This is a genomic window from Streptomyces sp. NPDC048278 (assembly GCF_040652195.1).
Classification (GTDB): Bacteria; Actinomycetota; Actinomycetes; order Streptomycetales; family Streptomycetaceae; genus Streptomyces.
On sequence record NZ_JBEZLP010000002.1, the window covers coordinates 338,889 to 360,542 of the forward strand.

Genomic DNA, 21,654 nt, shown 5'->3' on the forward strand with positions numbered 1-21,654 from the left:
GCAAGAAGCGTCTGATCGACTACCCCAGGGCGAACAGATTCGGCTGGCGCCGCTGGGTGCCCTCCTGGAAGCTCGTCTCGGGGCTGTGCATCACCTTCTTCGGCAGCCTGGTGGCGCTGGTCGGCGTCAGCTACGCCATGGTGGGTGTCCCGAACGAGAACACGGCGGCGCAGTCCCAGAACAATGTCTACTACTGGGCCGACGGCAAGCAGATGGTCGCGACGGGCACCGGCGTCAACCGGCAGAACGTCAACATCGCCCAGATCCCCGAAGCCATGCAGAGCGCCGTGATCTCGGCGGAGAACAAGAGCTTCTACACGGACCCGGGCGTCGACTTCAAGGGCATCGCTCGCGCTCTCGTCAACATGGCCCAGGGTGGTGAGACGCAGGGTGGTTCGACGATCACCCAGCAGTTCGTCAAGAACACCTACCTGAGCCAGGACCAGACGCTCACCCGTAAGTTCAAGGAGATGTTCATCTCCATCAAGGTCGGCACGAAGTTCAGCAAGTCGCAGATCATGCAGGGCTACCTGAACACCTCGTACTTCGGCCGTGGTGCGTACGGCATCCAGGCCGCCGCCCAGACCTACTACGGCGTGGACGCGAAGGACCTCACCCCGAGCCAGTGTGCCGTCCTGGCGGCTCTGCTCAAGGGCGCGACGTACTACGACCCCGCCGGCAACCCGGACATCGACCCCGCAGCCTCCCAGAAGGCCAATTACCAGCGCTCGCACGAGCGCTGGGCCTGGATCCTCGAGGAGATGCACAAGGACCAGCGCCTGACGGACGCCGAGTACCAGACGGCCGTCAAGAAGTACCCGCTGCCCCAGGGCCGCAAGGCGGTCAAGGGCATGACCGGCCAGATCAGCTACCTCGCCGACACGGCCAAGAAGTACGTCCTCGCGCACTCCAACGTCACCGAGACGCAGTTCGACCAGGGCGGCTTCCAGATCTACACGACCTTCGACAAGGACAAGGTCAACGCGCTGACTGCGGCCGTGCAGAAGGTCCAGAAGGCGCGGCTGGACCCGAAGAACCGCGAGAAGGACAAGTACGTCCAGTTCGGTGCCGCCTCGGTGGTTCCCAAGGACGGCGCGATCGTCGCCCTGTACGGCGGTGCCGGCTACGAGAACAACCACTTCACCAACAACGCCGACACCTCCGGTGTCCCCGTGGGTTCGACGTGGAAGCCGTTCGTGCTGGCGGCTGCCATGCAGGACGGGACGTACAAGACCGACGGCGTCGGGGTGTCGCCGCTGAGCAAGTACAACGGCGACGACAACCTCAAGGTGCGCAGGCCGGACGGTACGTACTACCTGAACAAGGACAACTCGATCTTCCGTCAGCGGAACGAGAGCGAGTACCCCTGGGGCTACATCACCCTGCGCAAGGCGATGGAGCAGTCGATCAACACACCGTTCGTGCAACTGGGTGTGGATGTGGGACTCACGAAGGTACGGGACATGGCCCATGCCTCTGGGATCCTGACCGACAGCATGCTGCAGGGCTTGAACCCGTCGTTCGCCATCGGTACGTCCACCCCCAGCGCCATCCGCATGGCCGACGCCTACGCGACCTTCGCGGCGTCCGGCGAACATGTGGACCCGTACTCCGTGACCGCGGTCAAGCAGGACGGGCAGGATCTGAGCGGTTTCGACAAGCCGAAGCTGAGCAGGGCGATGGACGAGAACGTCGCGAACAACGTCACGGACGTCCTGCAGAACGTCATCCAGAACGGTACGGGTACCAACGCCAAGGCCCTGGGCCGTACGGCGGCGGGCAAGACCGGTACCACCGACAGCAACAAGTCGGCCTGGTTCGTCGGCTACACCCAGCAGCTGGCGACGTCGGTGGCGATGTTCCGGGAGAACCCGAAGGACGCCGAGCTGCTCTCCATGAACGGCACCGCCGGCGTGGCGTCCATCCACGGTGGTGACATTCCGACCTCGGTGTGGACCGAGTACATGAAGTCCGCGCTCAAGGGCAAGAACGACCCGGGCTTCCCGGACGCCACCAAGATCGGTGACATCGCCGACGAGCTGGGGATGCCCTCGCCGACGCCGAGCCCGAGCATCACGCCGAGCGAGACGCCCAGCGAGACGCCGAGCGCCACCCCGAGCGAGACGGTGACCTCTCCTTCGCCCACGGTGACGGAGACCTGCCAGTTCGCCTGGAACTGCTCGACCGACGGCGGTGACACCAGCGGCAGCACGTCGGGGACGACGTCCTCGCCGTCAGCCACGGAGACAACCGGCGAAAGCGACACCAGAGGTAATGCCAACGGCGGAAACCTCTTCGGCGGATCAACCGGCTAGCCGCGCGGTCTGCCGGCTGGTGACCATTTCGCCCGCCGAAGTCTGTTTCACGTGAAACATGGGCCGCCGCACCCGGCGAGGTGCGGCGGCCCTCGGCGTATTCCTAGGGAGGTACGGCAGGATGGGCCCCATGCCCAGTGCAGAGACGACGCCCGCAGGCGTGCGTGAGCCGGAGCCGGTGCGGCCGACCAGGGATGACGAGGTCGCCGCCGCCGGGAGTGAGCTGATCGGCGGCCCCATCGGGCGGCGTGCCCTGCTCGGCGCGTCCTGGTGGACGCCGCTACGCGTGGTCGTCATCGTGGCGGTCGGGATGTTCGCCCTCGGCATGGTGCAGAAGATGCCCTGCTACGACAGCGGCTGGTTCTTCGGCGCGAGTTCCCAGTACACCCACGCCTGCTACTCGGACATTCCGCACCTCTACCAGGGGCGTGGTTTTGCCGACGGTCTGGTGCCCTACTTCGACAAGCTCCCCGGCGACATGGACTACCTCGAATACCCGGTGCTGACCGGTGTCTTCATGGAGGTCGCCGCATGGCTCACGCCGGGCAGCGGCAGCATCCAGCTTCAGGAGCAGGTGTACTGGTTCGTCAACGCCGGGATGCTGATGCTGTGCGCCGCGGTCATCGCGGTGTGCGTGGTCCGTACGCACCGCCGACGGCCCTGGGACGGTCTGCTGGTCGCCCTGGCGCCCGCCTTCGCGCTGACCGCCACCATCAACTGGGACCTCCTGGCGGTCGCTCTGACGGCCGCGGCGATGCTGATGTGGTCCCGGAGCCGCCCCCTCGCCTTCGGCGTCCTCCTGGGGCTTGCCACGGCCGCCAAGCTGTACCCCGTCTTCCTGCTGGGGCCGCTGTTCCTGCTGTGCTGGCGCGCGGGCAAATGGCGGGAGTTCTTCGTCGCCACCGCCGGCGCGGTGGTCGCCTGGCTCGTCGTGAACCTGCCGGTGATGATCTTCGCCTTCGACGGCTGGTCGAAGTTCTACACGTTCAGCCAGGAGCGGGGCGTCGACTTCGGTTCCTTCTGGCTGATCTGGGCGCAGAACACGACCACCCCGCCGAGCACCGACTTCGTGAACACCGCGGCCACGGTCCTGGTGCTGCTCTGCTTCCTGGGCATCGCCGCCCTGGCCCTCACCGCCCCACGCCGGCCCCGCTTCGCCCAGCTGGCCTTCCTGGTGGTGGCGGCCTTCATCCTCACCAACAAGGTCTACTCCCCGCAGTACGTGCTGTGGCTGGTGCCGCTGGCCGTCCTGGCCCGGCCCAAGTGGCGGGACTTCCTGATCTGGCAGGCCTGCGAGGTGGCGTACTTCCTGGGGATCTGGATGTACCTCGCGTACACGACCAGCGGAGACGCCCACAAGGGCCTGCCGACCGACGGCTACCACTGGGCCATCGCCGTGCACCTGCTGGGCACGCTCTACCTGTGCGGCATGGTCGTGCGCGACATCCTCATGCCCGAGCGGGACGTGGTGCGCCGCACCGGGGAGGACGATCCCTCAGGCGGGGTGCTGGACGGCGCGGAGGACGTCTTCGTGCTCGGCGCGGCGGCCCGTTCCCCGCGCCATGCGGCCCACTTCGAGGGGCCGCAGGTGGAATGGGGAAGCCAGTCCCCCGAGGACAGTTCGCTCTGAGCGAACACCCCAGCTTCTGAAGGGAGAAAGGGCCGTACACGGAGTCCGTGTACGGCCCTTTCGATGTCCGGGAGACCTCAGCGGTCCACGATCCGGTCGAACTGGGTCGTGGTGTGCCGCAGATGGGCCACCAGCTCCTCGCCGACCTTCGGCTCCGGGGCGTCCGTGGGCACGAAGAGGATCGACACCTGCATGTGCGGCGGCTCCGCGAACCAGCGCTGCTTGCCGCCCCAGACGAACGGCGAAAGGTTCCGGTTCACCGTGGCCAGGCCGGCCCGTGCGACGCCCTTGGCGCGCGGCATGACGCCGTGCAGGGCCTTCGGGGCCTCCAGGCCGACCCCGTGCGACGTACCGCCCGCCACGACCACCAGATAGCCGTCCGAGGCCGCCTTCTGCTGCCGGTAGCCGAACCGGTCGCCCTTGGCGACGCGGGTGACGTCCAGGACCGCCCCGCGGTACTCGGTGGCGTCATGGTCCCCCAGCCACAGCCGGGTGCCGATCCGGGCCCGGAACCGGGTCTGCGGGAACTGCTGCTGCAGCCGGGCGAGTTCGTCGGCCTTGAGGTGGCTGACGAACATCGTGTGCAGCGGCAGCCGGGCCGCACGCAGCCGGTCCATCCAGCCGATGACCTCCTCGACGGCGTCCGAGCCGTCGGTGCGGTCCAGGGGCAGGTGGATGGCGAAGCCCTCCAGCCGCACGTTCTCTATGGCCGAGTGCAGCTGCGGCAGATCCTGCTCGCTGATGCCGTGCCGCTTCATCGTGGACATCACCTCGATGACCACGCGGGCGCCCACCAGGCCGTACACGCCGTCGATGGACGACACCGAGCGGATCACCCGGTCCGGCAGCGGCACGGGCTCCTCACCCCGCCGGTACGGGGTCAGTACCAGCAGGTCGCCGCCGAACCAGTCCTTGATGCGCGCGGCCTCGTACGTCGTGCCGACGGCGAGGATGTCCGAGCCGAGCCGTGTGGCCTCCTCCGCCAGCCGCTCGTGCCCGAAGCCGTAGCCGTTGCCCTTGCAGACCGGGACCAGGCCCGGGAACTGCTCCTGCACGTGCTTGTGGTGCGCCCGCCAGCGCGCGGTGTCGACGTAGAGCGTGAGCGCCATGGCCGGACCTGGAACCTTTCTGGGTGGCTGGGGTTGCCAGAGGACTGCGGTGTGTCAGGGCTATAGAAGCACGGAGCGTGACGTCAGCGGCGCGACATGTAGATGTCGAGCGCCTTGTGGAGCAGCTTGTTCAGCGGGAAGTCCCATTCGCCGAGATACTCCGCGGCCTGGCCGCCGGTGCCCACCTTGAACTGGATCAGGCCGAAGAGGTGATCCGTCTCGTCCAGCGAGTCGGAGATGCCGCGCAGGTCGTAGACGGTGGCGCCGAGCGCGTAGGCGTCGCGCAGCATCCGCCACTGCATGGCGTTCGAGGGCCGCACCTCACGGCCGATGTTGTCGGAGGCGCCGTAGGAGTACCAGACGTGCCCGCCGACGATCAGCATGGTCGCCGCGGACAGGTTCACCCCGTTGTGCCGGGCGAAGTACAGCCGCATCCGGTTGGGGTCCTCGGTGTTGAGGGCCGTCCACATGCGCTGGAAGTACGACAGCGGACGCGGCCGGAAGTGGTCGCGCACGGCCGTGATCTCGTACAGCCGCTGCCACTCCGCCAGATCCTGGTAGCCGCCCTGCACCACCTCGACGCCGGCCTTCTCGGCCTTCTTGATGTTGCGCCGCCACAGCTGGTTGAAGTTCTTGTGGACGTCTTCCAGGGAACGGTTCGCCAGCGGCACCTGGTAGACGTAGCGCGGCTGGACGTCGCCGAAGCCGGCGCCGCCGTCCTCGCCCTGCTGCCAGCCCATCCGGCGCAGCTTGTCGGCCACTTCGAAGGCGCGCGGCTCGATGAAGTCGGCCTCGATGTCGCGCAGCCGCTTCACATCCGGGTTCTGGATGCCGGCCTTGATGGAGTTGGCCTCCCAGCGCCGGATGATCACCGGCGGGCCCATCTTCACCGAGAACGCGCCCTGCTGCTTGAGGTGGGCCAGTATCGGCTGGAGCCATTCGTCGAGATTCGGCGCGAACCAGTTGATGACCGGGCCCTCGGGGAGGTACGCGAGGTAGCGCTTGATCTTGGGCAGCTGGCGGTACAGCACCAGGCCCGCGCCGACCATCTCGCCGGTGCGCTCGTCGAACCAGCCGAGGCTCTCCGAACGCCACTCCGCCTTGACATCGGCCCAGGCCGGGACCTGCATGTGGCTAGCCGCCGGCAGACTCTGGATGTACGCCAGATGCTGTTCGCGGCTGATGGTCCTCAGGGTCAGGCTCATGTCGGGGCGCTCCTCGGGCTGGTGTGTCCCCATGGGTACAGGGGCTCCGGCTCTCGCGCCGAAGCCTACTGCGCCTCGCCCGCGGCCTGACTGGCCGTACGGCACCTACGCCCCGGCTCCCGCCAGGCCGGGGCGCTCCACGGTTGTGCGGGGGTGCCGGCTCAGCCGAACAGGCCGCCGTGCGCCATGCCGATGAAGAAGCCGATGCCCGAGGCACCGAGACCCAGGATCAGGCCGAAACGCTCGCGTGTGGTGATCGAGACCCACTGCCCGTACAGACCGGTCATGAGGCCGATCAGGCCGGTCCAGGAGCTGAGCAGGTGCAGGCTGTGGAAGAACGACGTGATGAAGGCGATCAGCCCGAGCGCCAGCGTCACTGCCATCAGTGAGTCCTGGAGCGGATGGGTCTTGCCGTCGGTGGCGAACAGGGATCCGGCGGTGTTGGGTCGCAATGCCTGTGCCATGGGGCACCTCCTGCGGAAGGTGGCGCATCGTAGCGCCGTTCACACCCGATGTGTACAGATTGAGGGCCCTGGCCGCCGGATTTCAACCGGAAGCGGGTGTGCGGGTAGTCTGTAGCGTCTGCACCGGTGTCTGCCCAGGCCCTGCCCGGGATCCCAGAGGGAACCCCCGATTGTCAGTGGCTGCCGATACCGTTGCGTACGCATCACAACCCTCCTGCCACGGAACGACCGTGGCCGCTGAGTCCAAAGGAGGTGGGTTCCACATGCGTCACTACGAGGTGATGGTCATCCTCGACCCCGATCTGGAGGAGCGCGCTGTCGCCCCCCTGATCGAGAACTTCCTCTCCGTCGTCCGTGAGGGCAACGGAAAGGTCGAGAAGGTCGACACCTGGGGCCGTCGTCGTCTCTCGTACGAGATCAAGAAGAAGCCCGAGGGCATCTACTCGGTCATCGACCTGCAGGCCGAGCCTGTGGTCGTCAAGGAGCTCGACCGCCAGATGAACCTGAACGAGTCGGTCCTCCGGACCAAGGTCCTCCGCCCCGAGACCCACTGAGCTCTCCGCTCAGCCGATCTCGGGATTTCGAGTAGCAGCACAAGCAGCCAGCAGCAAACCCGCCGAGAGGTTCCCCCATGGCAGGCGAGACCGTCATCACGGTCGTCGGCAATCTTGTCGACGACCCCGAGCTGCGCTTCACCCCCTCCGGTGCGGCGGTCGCGAAGTTCCGTGTCGCGTCCACCCCCCGCACCTTCGACCGTCAGACCAACGAGTGGAAGGACGGCGAGAGCCTGTTCCTGACCTGCTCGGTCTGGCGTCAGGCGGCGGAGAACGTCGCGGAGTCGCTCCAGCGAGGCATGCGCGTCATCGTGCAGGGCCGGCTGAAGCAGCGGTCCTACGAGGACCGTGAGGGTGTCAAGCGCACGGTCTACGAGCTGGACGTCGAGGAAGTCGGCGCCAGTCTGCGGAGCGCCACGGCCAAGGTCACCAAGACCGCCGGTGGTGGCGGTCGCGGTGGCCAGGGTGGTTACGGCGGCGGCGGTGGTGGTGGCCAGGGTGGCGGCGGCTGGGGCGGTGGCTCCGGCGGCGGCAACCAGGGAGGCGCCCCCAACGACGACCCCTGGGCTTCCGGCGCTCCCGCCGGTGGCGGCAACCAGGGCGGTGGCGGCGGCTGGGGCGGTGGCTCCGGCTCCGGCGGCGGTGGCGGCTACTCGGACGAGCCCCCCTTCTAGAGGGCTCGTATCCCCACTTCTTGATCACACAGGAGAAACACCATGGCGAAGCCGCCTGTGCGCAAGCCTAAGAAGAAGGTCTGCGCTTTCTGCAAGGACAAGGTCACGTACGTGGACTACAAGGACACGAACATGCTGCGGAAGTTCATTTCCGACCGCGGCAAGATCCGTGCCCGCCGCGTGACCGGCAACTGCACGCAGCACCAGCGTGACGTCGCCACGGCAGTCAAGAACAGCCGTGAGATGGCGCTGCTGCCCTACACCTCCACCGCGCGCTAAGGGAAGGGTGACCGACTCATGAAGATCATCCTGACCCACGAGGTCTCTGGCCTCGGCGCCGCCGGCGACGTTGTCGACGTCAAGGACGGCTACGCACGCAACTACCTGATCCCGCGGAAGTTCGCGATCCGCTGGACCAAGGGTGGCGAGAAGGACGTCGAGCAGATCCGTCGTGCTCGCAAGATCCACGAGATCCAGACCATCGAGCAGGCCAACCAGGTGAAGGCCCAGCTCGAGGGCGTCAAGGTCCGCCTGGCCGTCCGTGCCGGCGACGCCGGTCGCCTCTTCGGTTCCGTCACCCAGGCCGACATCGCTTCGGCGATCAAGGCTGCCGGTGGCCCCGAGGTCGACAAGCGCCGCATCGAGGTCGCTTCGGCGATCAAGACGCTGGGCGCTCACGAGACGTCCGTGCGTCTGCACCCCGAGGTGGCCGCCAAGGTCAACATCGAGGTCGTCGCGGGCTGACGCTGCGCTCCGCACGAGCCGTAGCTGCATAAGGGCCGCACCCGTAACGGGTGCGGCCCTTGTCTTTTGGTCGACTCTCGTCTCTTTTGGTCGGCTCTCGCCGTCGACAGCGGTGTCGAGTCGCGGGTGTTTCACGTGAAACGTGACAGCCCGCGATGTTTCACGTGAAACCGTCGGCAGCGCGCTTCTGTCAGCGCGTCGCGCCGGTCACGATCCATCGGCCGGAGCGGGCGCGCAGCCAGAGGGTGAGCATCCTTACGGCCATCATCAGTGTCATGGCTCCCCAGAGCGCCGTGAGCCCGCCGCCTAGGGTGGGGACGAGCAGCGCCACCGGAGTGAAGACCGCGAGCGTGAGGACCATGGCCCCGGCAAGATACGGCCCGTCTCCGGCGCCCATCAGGACACCGTCGAGGATGAACACCACGCCGGAGATCGGCTGCGAGAGCGCCACGATGAGCAGTGCGGGCAGCGCAGTGCTCTTCACGGCGGGGTCGCCGGTGAACAACGGGAGGAAGAGCGGTCGGGCGGCGATCACGAGCAGGCCCAGGACCACTCCGGTGGCGATGCCCCACTGCACCATGCGTCGGCAGGCATCGCGGGCGCCGACCGCGTCACCCGCGCCGAGATAGCGGCCGATGACGGCCTGTCCGGCGATCGCGATTGCGTCCAGGGCGAAGGCCAGCAGGCTCCACAGGGACAGCACGATCTGGTGGGCGGCGATATCGGCGTCGCCCAGCCGGGCCGCCACGGCGGTGGCGATCATCAGGACGGCCCGCAGTGAGATCGTCCGGACGAGCAGGGGCACACCAGCCTGTGCCGAGGCCCGTATCCCGGCGGCATCGGGACGCAACGACGCCCCGTGCCTGCGGGCACCCCGCACGACGACGGTCAGGTACACGGCCGCCATTCCGCACTGGGCGATGACCGTGCCCCAGGCGGAGCCGGCGATGCCCAGTCCGGCCCCGTAGACGAGCGCCGCGTTGAGTCCGGCGTTGGCGATGAACCCCGCTACGGCGACGTACAGCGGTGTCCGGGTGTTCTGGAGGCCGCGCAGGACGCCGGTGGCGGCGAGCACGACCAACATGGCCGGGATGCCGAGGGAGGAGATCCTCAGATAGGTGACCGCGTAGGGAGCCGCGGTGGCCGAGGCGCCGAAGACGTCCACGATGCCGGAGGCGAAGGGCAGAACGACGGCGATGACTGCGGCACCGAGCAGCAGTGCCAGCCAGATGCCGTCCATCCCCTGGCGGACGGCCGCCTGGAGATCGCCTGCGCCGACCCGGCGGGCGACGGCGGACGTGGTGGCGTAGGCGAGGAAGACGAAGATGCTCACAGCGGTGGTGAGGAGAGCCGAGGCGATTCCGAGGCCGGCGAGTTGCGCGGTACCCAGGTGGCCGACGATCGCGCTGTCGGCCATGACGAAAAGCGGCTCGGCGACGAGTGCGCCGAAGGCCGGGACAGCCAGTGCGATGATCTCTCGGTCGTGCCCCCGTCGGGTGGCCTCGGAGGTCGCGGGAGCCTGTGACATGGGCGCTAATCTAATCGTCCACAGGTAAGTGATGCAACTGATCTGTGACCCTTACCTGCCCCGGTGTGGCCCGCGGTGTCGCGCGTTGTTCGAAGGGATCTTGGCCCGACTGGGAAAGTTTTTCTTCTGCACAGCCGGTGGATGGGAAAAGTGCAGGTCAGGCGATGTTGTGGATGACGATCGAGGGCTTGTTCACAGGGCTGTCCACCGTGTCGTGCACAGGTTTTGGCGGGTTCTCCACAGCATACGGGCGGTCGTCCACATGGCCTGTGGATAACCAGATTGGCTGACGGTGCCCGCGGGCCTAACGTGGTCCGGCACCCGCTCCTTGTCGCGGCCTCGGAAACCTCACAAAACCGACGCGTCCAGAACCGGAATGGGGCGTCCTGGTTGTCAGTGCCGTGCCGTAAAAAAGAGGGCATGGCGAGGTCCGCGGTGCGGACGGGAGGAGGTGTCTCGGTGAGCATTTCCGAGCCCTTGGACGATCCGTGGGCCGACGCCGGTCCGGGTGATCGTCTGCCCGCCTCCCGCCGGCGGGACGAGGGCGGTCGAGGCCGGGACGACCGGCACGACCGGGGCCGGGACAGTGGGGACTGGGACGGCGGGGGCGCCACTTTCGAGCGGGTTCCCCCGCAGGACCTGGACGCCGAGCAGTCCGTGCTCGGCGGCATGCTCCTCTCCAAGGACGCCATCGCCGACGTCGTCGAGATCCTCAAGGGCCACGACTTCTACAAGCCCGCGCACGAGACGATCTACCAGGCGATCCTCGACGTCTATGCGAAGGGCGAGCCGGCCGACCCCATCACCATCGCCGCCGAGCTCACCAAACGCGGCGAGATCAACAAGGTCGGCGGCGCCTCCTATCTGCACACCCTCGTCCAGACGGTACCGACGGCGGCGAACGCCGAGTACTACGCGGAGATCGTCCACGAGCGGGCCGTGCTGCGCCGCCTGGTCGAGGCCGGCACCCGCATCACGCAGATGGGATACGCGGCCGACGGCGACATCGACGAGATCGTCAACAGCGCCCAGGCCGAGATCTACGCCGTCACCGAGCAGCGGACCAGCGAGGACTACCTGCCGCTCGGCGACATCATGGAGGGCGCCCTCGACGAGATCGAGGCGATCGGCTCCCGCACCGGCGAGATGACCGGTGTGCCCACCGGCTTCACGGACCTGGACTCGCTCACCAACGGCCTGCACCCGGGCCAGATGATCGTCATCGCCGCGCGTCCCGCCATGGGCAAGTCGACCCTCGCTCTGGACTTCGCGCGGGCCGCGTCCATCAAGAACAACCTGCCCAGCGTCATCTTCTCCCTCGAAATGGGCCGCAACGAGATCGCGATGCGTCTGCTGTCCGCCGAGGCCCGGGTCGCCCTGCACCACATGCGCTCCGGCACGATGACCGACGAGGACTGGACCCGGCTGGCCCGCCGGATGCCGGACGTCTCGGCCGCCCCGCTCTACATCGACGACTCGCCGAACCTGTCGATGATGGAGATCCGCGCCAAGTGCCGTCGGCTGAAGCAGCGCAACGACATCAAGCTCGTGATCATCGACTACCTGCAGCTGATGCAGTCCGGCGGCAAGCGGTCCGAGAGCCGCCAGCAGGAGGTGTCGGACATGTCGCGAAACCTCAAGCTGCTGGCCAAGGAGCTGGAGGTGCCGGTGATCGCGCTCTCACAGCTCAACCGTGGTCCCGAGCAGCGCACGGACAAGAAGCCGATGGTCTCCGACCTGCGTGAGTCCGGCTCCATCGAGCAGGACGCCGACATGGTCATCCTGCTCCACCGCGAGGACGCCTACGAGAAGGAGTCGCCGCGCGCGGGCGAGGCCGACATCATCGTCGGCAAGCACCGAAACGGCCCGACCGCGACGATCACCGTGGCCTTCCAGGGCCACTACTCCCGCTTCGTGGACATGGCACAGACCTGAGCGGACCCATAGCGCAGACCTGCTCCGGGCCGAGCCGGCACCGACCTGGTCCGTGCCGGTGAAATGGACTCGACGTAGGTCCGTGCGCCCGATGGACTGGGCGCATGACGACATTCCAGGAAGAGCTGCTCCCCGCCACCCGACGGGCGCTGCTGCATCGGATCGCCGTGGCCCAGTCGGACGGCCGCGCGCCTTCGCTGGCGGCGGCGGTCGTGCGAGGCGGGCAGGCCGTCTGGCACGGGGCGCGGACCTCGGTGGACGGGCATGGGCCGGACGAGAACGTGCAGTACCGGATCGGCTCGATCACCAAGACGTTCACGGCCGTTCTGGTCCTCCGGCTGCGTGACGAGGGGCTGCTCGACCTCGGTGACCCGTTGGAGAAACATCTGCCGGGCACCGGCGCGGGGGAGGCGACCATCGCCGAACTTCTCGCGCACACCGGCGGCCTGGCGGCCGAGTCACCCGCACCCTGGTGGGAGCGCACCCCGGGCTCGCTGCGTCCGGAGCTCAGCGACGTCCTCGGCGAGCAGCCCCTCCTGCACCCCGTCGGCCGCCGCCATCACTACTCCAACCCCGGCTACACCCTGCTCGGTGCGCTGGCCGAGGAACTTCGCGGTGCCCCCTGGGAGGAGGTACTGCGGCAGGAGGTGCTCCAGCCTCTGGGCCTCGACCGCACGAGCGCCCAGCCGCACGCGCCGCACGCGGGTGGCTGGGCGGTGCATCCCTGGGCCGACGCCCTGCTTCCGGAGCCGTCGGAGGACCTCGGGCGGATGGCACCGGCCGGGCAACTCTGGTCCACTACCGGCGACCTGGCCCGCTTCGCGGTGTTCCTGGCGGCCGGGGACGACCGAGTGCTGAGCGCCGAGTCGGTGCGGGAGATGCGCACCCCGGCAGCTCCCGCCGAACCCGCCGACGTGCTGGACGGCGCCACCTACGGCCTCGGCCTGCAGATCCAGCGCCGTGACGGGAGGCTGCTGGTCGGGCACTCCGGCTCGCTGCCCGGCTTCCTGGCCAACCTCACTATCAGCGTGGACGACGACGTGGCGGCCGTCGTGCTGGCGAACTGCACCTCCGGCCCGCTGCTGTCCGCCACCGGTGCCGACCTCGTCCGGATCGTCGCGGAGGCCGAGCCGCGCATTCCCGAACCCTGGCGCCCTCTGTCCCAGGTCGATCCGTCCGTCCTGGAGCTGGCAGGCCCTTGGTACTGGGGCACCCATGCCTTCGTACTACGGGTGGCGGCCGACGGGCTTGTCTCACTGGGGCCGCTGACCGGCGCCGGCCGCCGAGCCCGTTTCCGTTCCAACGGGGACGGCACCTGGACCGGCCTGGAGGGCTACTACGCGGGAGAGTTGCTACGGCCCGTACGGCGCCCGGACGGCACCACAAGCCATCTGGACCTCGGATCGTTCGTGTTCACACGTCAGCCGTACGACGAGGCGGGTCCTGTGCCCGGTGGGGTGGACCCCGAGGGATGGCGGGGGATCGGCTAGCGGACGACAGAGCGGGGGCGGTGTTTCACGTGAAACACCGCCCCCGTGCGCATGCTCCGCTCGGCTGTGAGCCGTCGGGGTTCAGATTTCGAGCTTGAAGCCCGTGTGCGACGCGGTGAAACCGAGCCGCTCGTAGAAGCGATGGGCGTCGACCCGGGACGTGTCCGAGGTGAGCTGGACCAGCCGGCAGCCCTGGCGGCGCGATTCGTCGATGGCCCACTCGATGAACCGGGTGCCCAGCCCGCTGCCGCGCTCGTCGGCGTGGATACGCACGCCCTCGATGATCGACCGGGTGGCACCGCGCCTCGACAGCCCCGGTATGACCGTGAGTTGGAGGGTGCCGACGACGCGGCCTTCACGGACGGCGACGACCAGCTGTTGGTTGGGGTCGGCACTGAGCCGTTCCAGGGCGCTCAGATAGGGCGTCAGGTCGTCCGGCGTCTCCCGCTGGGCGCCCAGCGGGTCGTCGGCGAGCATGCCGACGATGTCCGGGACGTCGTCGGCGACCGCGGTGCGTATGTCAAGGTCTCCCATACCCGCAGCCTATGCGGGCACGTGCAGTGACTCCACGGCCCGGACCAGGGGAGCCAGGTCCGGGTTCCTGGCCGCCTCGTCGAGGGATTCGCGCAGTGCCGTGTCGTTGGTGGGGCGGGCCTCTTCCAGCAGCGTGAGGCCTGCCTCGGTGACGTTGGTGTAGATGCCGCGGCGGTCGGTCGGGCAGAGGTAGCGCTCCAGAAGACCGCGGTCCTCCAGACGCGTGACCAGCCGGGTGGTGGCGCTCTGGCTGAGTACGACCGCGTCGGCCACCTGCTTCATCTGCAGATGGCCCCCTTCGCCGTCGTGCTGCCGGCTGAGAACGTCGAGCAGGGAGTACTCGCGCACGCTCAGATCGTGCTTGGCCTGAAGGGCGCGCTCGATGTGCGCCTCGATCCTGCCGTGCAGCAGGGAAAGGGCACACCAGCCCTGGGCGAGGGCGGTGAGCGCGGGGTCCGTCGCTGTCATTGGCGTTTTCCTCCGTCCAGGAGCCGCTGAGACCCAGGATAGAGCAGTCGCGCAATATCCCTCGCTTGCATATAGCCCGCGTATGCAACTATTGTGGACGCACGCAAAGCGCACCTGCAATCGTCTGGGAAGGTCGTACACCCATGCCTCTCGCGCTTCTGGCCCTCGCGATCGGGGCCTTCGGAATCGGAACGACCGAATTCGGGATCATGGGCCTGCTGCCCGAGGTCGCTGGTGACTTCGGGGTCTCCATCCCGACCGCCGGCCTGCTCGTCACCGGCTACGCGCTGGGCGTGGTGATCGGCGCACCGCTGATGACCGTGCTGGGCACGAAGGTGCCTCGCAAGCGGATGCTGATGCTGCTGATGGGCTTCTTCATCGCCGGCAACCTGCTGACCGCCGTGGCCCCCGTCTTCGCCGTCATGCTGATCGGCCGGGTGGTCGCCTCCCTCGCCCACGGCGCCTTCTTCGGGATCGGCTCGGTCGTGGCGGCCGAGCTGGTCGCCCCGAGCAAGAAGGCAGGGGCCATCGCGATGATGTTCACCGGCCTCACCGTCGCCAACGTCATCGGCGTCCCGCTCGGCACCCTCGTGGGTCAGCACGCCGGCTGGCGCGTCACCTTCGGCATCATCGCCGCCCTCGGCGTCGTCGGCCTGGCCGGTATCGCCAAGCTGGTCCCCGAACTGCCCAACCCGCAGGGCGTGCACCTGCGGCACGAGCTGGCCGCGTTCAAGAACACCCAGGTCCTGCTCGCGATGGCGATGACCGTCCTCGGTTTCGGCGGGGTCTTCGCGGCCATCACCTACATCGCGCCGATGATGACCCACGTCACCGGTTTCACCGACGGCTCCGTCACCTGGCTGCTGGTCCTCTTCGGCCTGGGCATGGTCGGTGGCAACCTGGTCGGCGGCAAGTTCGCCGACCGTGCCCTGATGCCCATGCTGTACGTGTCCCTGGGCGCCCTGGCCGTCGTCCTCGCTCTCTTCACTCTCACCGCGCACAGCAAGATCGCGGCGGCCGTGACCGTCACGCTGATCGGCGCCCTCGGCTTCGCCACCGTTCCGCCACTCCAGAAGCGTGTCCTGGACCAGGCGCACGGCGCTCCCACCCTGGCCTCGGCCGTGAACATCGGGGCCTTCAACCTCGGCAACGCCCTGTCCGCCTGGCTCGGCGGCATCGTGATCGCCGCCGGCTTCGGCTACACCTCCCCCAACTGGGTCGGCGCCGCCCTCGCCGCAGCCGCTCTCGCCCTCGCCTTCCTGTCGGCCGCACTGGAGCGCCGCGACAGCGCCCCGAGCGCGGTGGTCACCGGCGGCACGCCCGCAGGACAGCGGGCCTCGGTCCACCACTGACCGCCCGCGCACTTCTCACCGCACGTCAGCACCATCCAAGGAGAACCATGAGCACCACCACCGTCGCCCCGCTCACCATCCAGGACGCCGAGTTCCTGATCACCGAGGCCGGCCGCGCCGCCGAGGCCGCAGGGGTCACCGTCAGCGTCACCGTCCTGGACGCCGGGGGCCATCTGCTGGCCTTCCGGCGGGACGACCGCGCCGTACTGATCTCCGGTGAGACCAGCACCCGCAAGGCCTACACGGCGCTCCAGCTGAACACCCCCACCGCCGACCTCGTCGACGCCGTCCAGCCCGGCGGCCTCTTCCACACCCTGCCCACGGCGCTCGACCGGCCGCTGCTGTTCATCGCGGGCGGTGTCCCCGTCCAGCGCGACGGCCGGCTCATCGGCGCGATCGGTGTCGGCGGCGGTGCGCCCGACCAGGACCACGGCTTCGCCACCGCTGCCGTAGCGGCACTCGTCTGACAGAACCCGGCTCGACGGCGGACGCCGGCTCCCCGAGGGAGGAGCCGGCGTCCGCCGTGCCGCAAGGCCGCTCAGCCCGCCGCGACCGTCAGCGGAGCGAACCGCCGTGTCCAGTCCCCCGGTGGCTCCGTGATCCCGTAGGTCATCACCGAGTTCATGGCGACGGAGGCAAGCCCGTGAGCCTTGGCCCAGGCCAGCAGTTCCTCGTGCCGGACGTCGATGTCGGTACGGAGCGGCCGGTCGGTGCGGGCGGCGAGTGAGGCGATCAGGGACTTCGCCGTCTCCTCGTCGCGGGCGATCAGCGGTCCGACGACATGCGTGTCCATGTTGGGCCAGACGGCCGCGTACCCGACGATCCGCCCGGCGTCCACGGCGACGCGCAGCAGGTCGGAGAACGCGGGCAGCCGGGTGATGAGCAGGGTGCGGTCGACACCGAACACCTCCTCGTCCAGCCGGAGGATGGAACCGAGGTCCTCGGCGGTGGCCGCCCGGGTCACCACCCGGGGCTCGGGCCCGCCCGGCGTGAAGGGGCCGCAGAGCATCTCCGAACGTCCCGTGACCTTGAATCCCAGCTCCTCGTAGAGCGGCCGGCCGTACGGCGTCGCGTACAGGGTCAGCGGAGTCGTTCCCATCGCCGAGACGATGTGCCGCATCAGCCGGCGCCCGATGCCCCGGCGGGCATGTCGTTCGGCGACCAGGACCATGCCGACCGCGCCGAGATGCGGGCGTTCCCTCGGGCCGTACTCCGTGATGACACAGGCGGCGACCAGGCCGCCTCCGGGGTCGTCGATCCCGTATCCCTTCCCGGCCGTGAGGAGCAAGCGCCACTTGTGTTCCTCACGGGGCCACCCCCGATCCTCGGACAAGTCGGCGCAGGCGCTGAGATCGCGTGGCGTCAGTCGGCGGATGGGCAGAGGGGCGTCGGAAGGAGTTGACACGCAGGTCAGGCTTACTGACCGATACCCCCGGCGTCCACCTGTTTCAGGTGGGACGCACGCGCTTTTGGCCATGTCGTGGTCCAGGGCTCAGCCCCTGGACAAGGCAGGGGGCGTTTCACGTGAAACATCGCCGTATGGCCCCTGTGCGGTGCCGCACCAAGGAGTCCTGTGCGCTGCCCGTTAGCCTCGAGCCCATGGCGAGACTTCACCTCTTCGACCTCGACGGCACGCTGCTGCACGGCACCTCCGCACCTGTCGAGATATCCCGTCAACTCGGTCTGGAAGCGGAGACCATGGAGCTTGACCGGGCGATTTCGGCGGGCCGGATCGCTCCGCCGGAGTACGCGGCGCGGGTGTACACCCTGTGGGCCGAGCTGACCGAGGCACATGTGACGGCAGCCTTCGACGGCGCGCCGTGGCTGGCCCGTATCCGGGACGTCTGGGCCGAGATCAGGGCTGTGGGGGACTACTGCGCGGTGGTCTCGCTGTCGCCCTCGTTCTTCGTGGAACGTCTGCTGGGCTGGGGAGCCCATGCGGCCTTCGGATCCCGCTTCCCGGCGGTGCCGTTCGTCGAACCGATGGATCCGGCGGGAGCCCTCACCGCCGCGGGCAAGGTGATGATCGCGGACCGGCTCTGCGAGCAGTTCGGGGTGGGCCGGGCGGACTGCGTCGCCTACGGCGACTCGATGTCGGACAGGGACCTGTTCGGCGTGGTTCCGGTGTCCGTGGCGGTCAACGCGGACGGACATCTCGCCGGTCTCGCGACGTACTCCTACACGGGCCAGGATCTGTGGGATGCCTATGAATTGGCGCGCGGCGCCCGGTAATTGAGGGAACCGATGGTTCGCCCGTTGCCAGTTTCACGGGGGAGACAGGGGGGACTTGTGTGCGCGGCGGCGGCCGGTAGGGTCGACTCCGGTTAACGTCCGGGGCCGGACGCTCCCGGCGGGAGTGATTGCGGCCCATGTCACACTCTCGCCTTACTTGTCCGTACACGGGGAATCGCGGGTTGAATGTGGTCGTGTCGGCCACGGGGCCCGACCGGGGAGAGCTAGCCGTCAACGGGGGAAAGCAAGCACCTTCCGAGTGAAGTGCGCAGACCGACCGCAAGATGTTCGAGGCGAGGGCACACCATGGACGCTCCGACCACCACGTCGGCGGGCAACGACGGGGCCGGCGGAGGCAACTGGTTCACGTCCCACGACGGGCCGGCGGTCGACCCCTCCGCCGGACCTCCGGGCGTGGCGCCGGGGGGCGGGCAGGAACCGCCCCAGGGCCGTCCTCTCGTGCCCGCAGAGCCCCGGGAGCGAATACGGCAGTCGGCGGAGCCGGCACGCCTTCAGGGAGCCTCTCAGGGCCCCTCCGCCGGGCAGCACGCGGCACCCGGCCCCTTCGCTCACGCGACCGGGCACCCCGCACCCGGCTCCTTCGAAGAGCGCGTCCCGCCACCGCGGAGCGCACAGCAGCCGCAGAGCGCCTCCCCGGACGCGGCCCGCGTCCGCGGCACCATGGCCGAGATCGGTCCGATCGCCGACAAGGTCACTTCGTACTTCTACGCGCTGCTCTTCGTCCGCCACCCCGAACTGCGCTCGCTGTTCCCGGCCGCCATGGACACCCAGCGGGACCGGCTGGTGAAGGCGCTGCTCACCGCGGCCGAGCACATCGACAACCCGCCCGTCCTGGTGGAATACCTCCAGAACCTGGGACGCGGCCACCGCAAGTACGGCACCAGGCCCGAGCACTACCCTGCCGTCGGGGAGTGCCTCATCGGCGCACTCAGCAAGTACGCCTCGGGCAGCTGGGATCCCGAGACGGAGGCGGCCTGGGTACGGGCGTACACGACGATGTCCCAGGTGATGATCGACGCGGCGGCCACGGACGAACTGCGCGCGCCGGCCTGGTGGCACGCGGAGATCGTCGCCCACGACCTCAGGACCGCGGACGTCGCGGTGCTCACCCTCCGTCCGGACCAGCCGTACCCCTTCCTCGCCGGGCAGTACGCGAGCGTGGAGACACCTTGGTGGCCGCGGGTGTGGCGGCACTACTCCTTCGCCTCAGCGCCTCGCTCGGACGGCCTGCTCACGTTCCATGTGAAGGCCGTCCCGGCAGGCTGGGTCTCCAACTCGCTGGTGCACCGTGCCCGGCCCGGTGACGTCGTCCGCCTCGGCCCGGCCGGTGGTTCGATGACCGTCGACCACAGGCGGGACAGCGGACTGCTCTGCCTGGGCGGTGGCACCGGCATCGCGCCCATCAAGGCGATGGTCGAGGACCTCGCCGAACGCGGTTCGCGCCGCCCGGTCGAGGTGTTCTACGGCGCCCGCACCGACCACGACCTGTACGACATCGACACCCTGCTCCGGCTCCAGCAGAGCCATCCCTGGCTCGCGGTCCGTGCGGTCGTCGACCAGCGGGCGCACCTCCAGCTGCCCGACGCCATCCGCGGCTACGGCCCGTGGGGCGAGTACGACGCCTATCTCTCGGGTCCGCCCGGCATGATCCGCAACGGGATCACCGCGCTACGGGCCGCCGGCATCCCCGCGCACCGCATCCGGCACGACTCGGTCGAGGAACTGGTCGTCGCCGGCGACTGACCCGTCACCCGAGATCGGGGGCGTGCATGGCCCGCACGCCCTCGATGTTGCCGTCCAGGTAGTGCCGCAGCGACAGCGGTACGAGATGGACCGAGGCGATCCCGACACGGGTGAACGGGACACGCACGATCTCGTACTCGCCGGCGGGCTCGTCGACTTCAGGACCGTGCCGAAGGGCCGGGTCCATGGACTCCAGCCGGCAGACGAAGAAGTGCTGCACCTTCACACCGGTCGCGCTGCCGCTGTCACCGATGTGCTCCACGGTATCCACGAAGCAGGGCACCACGTCGGTGATCTTGGCGCCGAGCTCCTCGTCCACCTCACGGTGCAGGGCTTCGACGACGGTGGTGTCCTCCGGCTCGACCCCGCCACCAGGCGTAACCCAGTAGGGATCGACACCGGGCTTGGTGCGCTTGATCAGAATCAGGTCGTCGCCGTCCAGGAGGACGGCACGGGCGGTGCGCTTGACCACGGGTCGGACGGTCATGGGAGAAATGTGGCCCAGCTGGTTCCACGTGAAACATCGCGAAGCGCCACCGTACGGCCGCATTGAGTCAACCCCGCAGAATGCTCAGCTCCAGTCCGCGGACGCCTGCTGGAGCCATTCGTGCGCACGCGCCACATGCGGCATGGCGAGCGTGCCGGTGCGCACCACAAGGAAGTACGTCCGAAGCGGAGGCACGGCGGGATCGTGCAGTGACACGACCTCGCCGCGGTCCAGGGCGGCCGTGCACAGATACCGGGGCAGCACGGCGAGGCCGGCACCCGCGACCGCGCAGGCGAGGACCGCGCGCAGATCCGGCACCACGACCGTGCCCGAGGCGGCCGGCCGCGTGTCGAAGACGGAGCCCCAATAGCGCGAGACGAACGGCAGTGACTCGTGGACCTCGACGACCGGGAGGTTGTCCAGGACGGCGGCGCCCTTGCCGCGCACCGTGCCGTCGCCGATTTCCTCGGCCCAGCGCGGGGCGGCGACCAGTACATGCTCCTCGTCGCAGAGCGCGGCGGCGGTGAGCAGGGCGCCGCGCGGCCGGACCGTGCTGATGGCCAGGTCGTGATGACCGGCGGACAGCCCCTCCAGGGTTTCCTCTGCGTTCCCGAACGAGGCACGCAGCGCGAAGCCCTGGCCGTCGTCCCCGGCGAGCTCCGCCAGAGCGGGGAGGGCGCGCTCGGCGGTGAACTCGGGCGGTCCGGCGAGGTGCAGGGTACGTACCGAGGAGTCGTCGTCGAGACCGCGTTCCGCTATCTCCACGAGGGCGTCGAGATGCGGGGCGGCCTTGTGGGCGAGTTCGTCGCCGATGGTCGTGGGGGTCACCCCGCGGGCCTGGCGCAGGAAGAGTGGTCGGCCCAGTTGCCGTTCCAGGGTCCGGATCTGGGAGGTCACGGCGGGCTGCGAGAGGCCGAGCAGGGCCGCGGCGCGGGTGAAGGAGCCGGCCCGGTGCACGGTGACGAAGGTGCGCAGCAAGGTCAGATCCATCGCACGCCCTTCCCTTCGGCCTGCCCTTTTCCGCCTCTGGTCAGGCCCTCAACTATAAATAAGTCGATAGGTCTCTGTCGCTACAGTGATTGGACACTGACGCAGAGTCAACTAGCCTTGGTCGCGCGGTTCTTGGCGCGAGAGAACCGGGACGGTCCGAGCCACGAGGGGGGAGGCTC

Annotated in this window: 21 protein-coding genes; 12 read left to right on the forward strand and 9 right to left on the reverse strand. The window is 68.7% G+C overall.

Annotated features, from left to right (window positions below):
* Positions 1-56: 56 nt before the first annotated feature.
* Together AB0D74_RS05055 and AB0D74_RS05060 are read left to right on the forward strand one after the other, a co-directional pair.
* On the forward strand, positions 57-2,315 hold the full coding sequence (locus AB0D74_RS05055; protein ID WP_362580671.1) for a transglycosylase domain-containing protein: 2,259 nt from the start codon (positions 57-59) through the stop codon (positions 2,313-2,315).
* Positions 2,316-2,445: 130 nt separating this feature from the next.
* Complete coding sequence (locus AB0D74_RS05060; protein WP_362580673.1) at positions 2,446-3,945, forward strand: glycosyltransferase 87 family protein; 1,500 nt, start codon at positions 2,446-2,448, stop codon at positions 3,943-3,945.
* 77 nt (positions 3,946-4,022) lie between these two features.
* On the opposite strand, the gene AB0D74_RS05065 is transcribed toward AB0D74_RS05060, so the two are convergent.
* The 3 genes from AB0D74_RS05065 to AB0D74_RS05075 all read right to left on the reverse strand — a co-directional run bounded on the left by AB0D74_RS05065 (position 4,023) and on the right by AB0D74_RS05075 (position 6,723).
* Positions 4,023-5,054 carry an alanine racemase gene (locus tag AB0D74_RS05065; protein WP_362580675.1) on the reverse strand — a complete coding sequence of 344 codons (1,032 nt, stop codon included), beginning with the start codon at positions 5,052-5,054 and terminating at the stop codon, positions 4,023-4,025.
* Positions 5,055-5,137: 83 nt separating this feature from the next.
* A complete protein-coding gene (locus AB0D74_RS05070; protein WP_362580677.1) occupies positions 5,138-6,259 on the reverse strand; it encodes a peptidoglycan bridge formation glycyltransferase FemA/FemB family protein in 1,122 nt (373 codons plus the stop codon).
* A gap of 161 nt (positions 6,260-6,420) precedes the next feature.
* Positions 6,421-6,723 (reverse strand): hypothetical protein, encoded by a 303-nt coding sequence (locus AB0D74_RS05075; protein WP_362580679.1) that lies wholly within the window; start codon positions 6,721-6,723, stop codon positions 6,421-6,423.
* A gap of 263 nt (positions 6,724-6,986) precedes the next feature.
* Here AB0D74_RS05075 and rpsF point away from each other — a divergent pair, with 263 nt between their 5' ends.
* The 4 genes from rpsF (at position 6,987) to rplI (ending at position 8,695) form a co-directional block, all read left to right on the forward strand.
* Positions 6,987-7,277, forward strand: a complete 291-nt coding sequence (gene rpsF / locus AB0D74_RS05080) for a 30S ribosomal protein S6 (protein WP_093500872.1) — start codon at positions 6,987-6,989, stop codon at positions 7,275-7,277.
* Between the two features lie 77 nt (positions 7,278-7,354).
* Positions 7,355-7,951, forward strand: coding sequence for a single-stranded DNA-binding protein (locus AB0D74_RS05085; protein WP_362580682.1), 597 nt, complete (start codon positions 7,355-7,357; stop codon positions 7,949-7,951).
* A 42-nt stretch (positions 7,952-7,993) separates the two neighbouring features.
* Entirely contained in the window at positions 7,994-8,230 is a 237-nt protein-coding gene (rpsR, locus tag AB0D74_RS05090) for a 30S ribosomal protein S18 (protein WP_003949403.1), read from the forward strand.
* Positions 8,231-8,248: 18 nt separating this feature from the next.
* On the forward strand, positions 8,249-8,695 hold the full coding sequence (rplI, locus tag AB0D74_RS05095; protein WP_184967858.1) for a 50S ribosomal protein L9: 447 nt from the start codon (positions 8,249-8,251) through the stop codon (positions 8,693-8,695).
* 190 nt (positions 8,696-8,885) lie between these two features.
* On the opposite strand, the gene AB0D74_RS05100 is transcribed toward rplI, so the two are convergent.
* Positions 8,886-10,223: an MATE family efflux transporter gene (locus AB0D74_RS05100; RefSeq protein ID WP_362580684.1), complete on the reverse strand. Its 1,338-nt coding sequence runs from the start codon at positions 10,221-10,223 to the stop codon at positions 8,886-8,888.
* Positions 10,224-10,682: 459 nt separating this feature from the next.
* Between AB0D74_RS05100 and dnaB the strand changes: the two genes are divergently transcribed.
* Entirely contained in the window at positions 10,683-12,158 is a 1,476-nt protein-coding gene (dnaB, locus tag AB0D74_RS05105; protein WP_362580686.1) for a replicative DNA helicase, read from the forward strand.
* A 104-nt stretch (positions 12,159-12,262) separates the two neighbouring features.
* The gene (locus AB0D74_RS05110; protein WP_362580687.1) at positions 12,263-13,648 is read left to right on the forward strand and encodes a serine hydrolase domain-containing protein; all 1,386 of its coding nucleotides are present in this window, start codon (positions 12,263-12,265) and stop codon (positions 13,646-13,648) included.
* Positions 13,649-13,729: 81 nt separating this feature from the next.
* On the opposite strand, the gene AB0D74_RS05115 is transcribed toward AB0D74_RS05110, so the two are convergent.
* Both AB0D74_RS05115 and AB0D74_RS05120 read right to left on the reverse strand, forming a co-directional pair.
* Positions 13,730-14,182: a GNAT family N-acetyltransferase gene (locus AB0D74_RS05115; RefSeq protein ID WP_362580689.1), complete on the reverse strand. Its 453-nt coding sequence runs from the start codon at positions 14,180-14,182 to the stop codon at positions 13,730-13,732.
* Positions 14,183-14,191: 9 nt separating this feature from the next.
* Positions 14,192-14,650: a MarR family transcriptional regulator gene (locus AB0D74_RS05120; protein WP_362580691.1), complete on the reverse strand. Its 459-nt coding sequence runs from the start codon at positions 14,648-14,650 to the stop codon at positions 14,192-14,194.
* 143 nt (positions 14,651-14,793) lie between these two features.
* Here AB0D74_RS05120 and AB0D74_RS05125 point away from each other — a divergent pair, with 143 nt between their 5' ends.
* Both AB0D74_RS05125 and AB0D74_RS05130 read left to right on the forward strand, forming a co-directional pair.
* The gene (locus AB0D74_RS05125; protein ID WP_362580693.1) at positions 14,794-16,002 is read left to right on the forward strand and encodes an MFS transporter; all 1,209 of its coding nucleotides are present in this window, start codon (positions 14,794-14,796) and stop codon (positions 16,000-16,002) included.
* A gap of 47 nt (positions 16,003-16,049) precedes the next feature.
* Complete coding sequence (locus tag AB0D74_RS05130; RefSeq protein WP_362580695.1) at positions 16,050-16,469, forward strand: heme-binding protein; 420 nt, start codon at positions 16,050-16,052, stop codon at positions 16,467-16,469.
* Between the two features lie 71 nt (positions 16,470-16,540).
* Here AB0D74_RS05130 and AB0D74_RS05135 read toward each other — a convergent pair whose 3' ends face one another.
* Positions 16,541-17,407: a GNAT family N-acetyltransferase gene (locus tag AB0D74_RS05135; RefSeq protein ID WP_362580696.1), complete on the reverse strand. Its 867-nt coding sequence runs from the start codon at positions 17,405-17,407 to the stop codon at positions 16,541-16,543.
* Positions 17,408-17,601: 194 nt separating this feature from the next.
* On the opposite strand from AB0D74_RS05135, the gene AB0D74_RS05140 reads away from it, so the two are divergent.
* Both AB0D74_RS05140 and AB0D74_RS05145 read left to right on the forward strand, forming a co-directional pair.
* Positions 17,602-18,234: an HAD-IB family phosphatase gene (locus tag AB0D74_RS05140; protein ID WP_362580698.1), complete on the forward strand. Its 633-nt coding sequence runs from the start codon at positions 17,602-17,604 to the stop codon at positions 18,232-18,234.
* Positions 18,235-18,540: 306 nt separating this feature from the next.
* Entirely contained in the window at positions 18,541-19,998 is a 1,458-nt protein-coding gene (locus AB0D74_RS05145) for a globin domain-containing protein (protein WP_362580700.1), read from the forward strand.
* Positions 19,999-20,002: 4 nt separating this feature from the next.
* On the opposite strand, the gene AB0D74_RS05150 is transcribed toward AB0D74_RS05145, so the two are convergent.
* Both AB0D74_RS05150 and AB0D74_RS05155 read right to left on the reverse strand, forming a co-directional pair.
* Positions 20,003-20,485, reverse strand: a complete 483-nt coding sequence (locus AB0D74_RS05150; protein ID WP_362580702.1) for an NUDIX hydrolase — start codon at positions 20,483-20,485, stop codon at positions 20,003-20,005.
* A gap of 84 nt (positions 20,486-20,569) precedes the next feature.
* The gene (locus tag AB0D74_RS05155; RefSeq protein ID WP_362580704.1) at positions 20,570-21,475 is read right to left on the reverse strand and encodes a LysR family transcriptional regulator; all 906 of its coding nucleotides are present in this window, start codon (positions 21,473-21,475) and stop codon (positions 20,570-20,572) included.
* Positions 21,476-21,654: the final 179 nt, after the last annotated feature.

Coding starts and splice junctions, on each gene's coding strand:
- AB0D74_RS05085 (WP_362580682.1), top strand. CDS start 7,355: ATGGCAGGCGAGACCGTCATCACGGTCGTCGGCAATCTTGTCGACGAC.
- AB0D74_RS05070 (WP_362580677.1), bottom strand. CDS start 6,259: ATGAGCCTGACCCTGAGGACCATCAGCCGCGAACAGCATCTGGCGTAC.
- AB0D74_RS05130 (WP_362580695.1), top strand. CDS start 16,050: ATGAGCACCACCACCGTCGCCCCGCTCACCATCCAGGACGCCGAGTTC.
- AB0D74_RS05155 (WP_362580704.1), bottom strand. CDS start 21,475: ATGGATCTGACCTTGCTGCGCACCTTCGTCACCGTGCACCGGGCCGGC.
- AB0D74_RS05110 (WP_362580687.1), top strand. CDS start 12,263: ATGACGACATTCCAGGAAGAGCTGCTCCCCGCCACCCGACGGGCGCTG.
- AB0D74_RS05100 (WP_362580684.1), bottom strand. CDS start 10,223: ATGTCACAGGCTCCCGCGACCTCCGAGGCCACCCGACGGGGGCACGAC.
- AB0D74_RS05075 (WP_362580679.1), bottom strand. CDS start 6,723: ATGGCACAGGCATTGCGACCCAACACCGCCGGATCCCTGTTCGCCACC.
- AB0D74_RS05065 (WP_362580675.1), bottom strand. CDS start 5,054: ATGGCGCTCACGCTCTACGTCGACACCGCGCGCTGGCGGGCGCACCAC.
- AB0D74_RS05125 (WP_362580693.1), top strand. CDS start 14,794: ATGCCTCTCGCGCTTCTGGCCCTCGCGATCGGGGCCTTCGGAATCGGA.
- AB0D74_RS05150 (WP_362580702.1), bottom strand. CDS start 20,485: ATGACCGTCCGACCCGTGGTCAAGCGCACCGCCCGTGCCGTCCTCCTG.
- rplI (WP_184967858.1), top strand. CDS start 8,249: ATGAAGATCATCCTGACCCACGAGGTCTCTGGCCTCGGCGCCGCCGGC.
- AB0D74_RS05145 (WP_362580700.1), top strand. CDS start 18,541: ATGGACGCTCCGACCACCACGTCGGCGGGCAACGACGGGGCCGGCGGA.
- AB0D74_RS05120 (WP_362580691.1), bottom strand. CDS start 14,650: ATGACAGCGACGGACCCCGCGCTCACCGCCCTCGCCCAGGGCTGGTGT.
- AB0D74_RS05060 (WP_362580673.1), top strand. CDS start 2,446: ATGCCCAGTGCAGAGACGACGCCCGCAGGCGTGCGTGAGCCGGAGCCG.
- rpsR (WP_003949403.1), top strand. CDS start 7,994: ATGGCGAAGCCGCCTGTGCGCAAGCCTAAGAAGAAGGTCTGCGCTTTC.
- AB0D74_RS05140 (WP_362580698.1), top strand. CDS start 17,602: ATGGCGAGACTTCACCTCTTCGACCTCGACGGCACGCTGCTGCACGGC.
- rpsF (WP_093500872.1), top strand. CDS start 6,987: ATGCGTCACTACGAGGTGATGGTCATCCTCGACCCCGATCTGGAGGAG.
- AB0D74_RS05115 (WP_362580689.1), bottom strand. CDS start 14,182: ATGGGAGACCTTGACATACGCACCGCGGTCGCCGACGACGTCCCGGAC.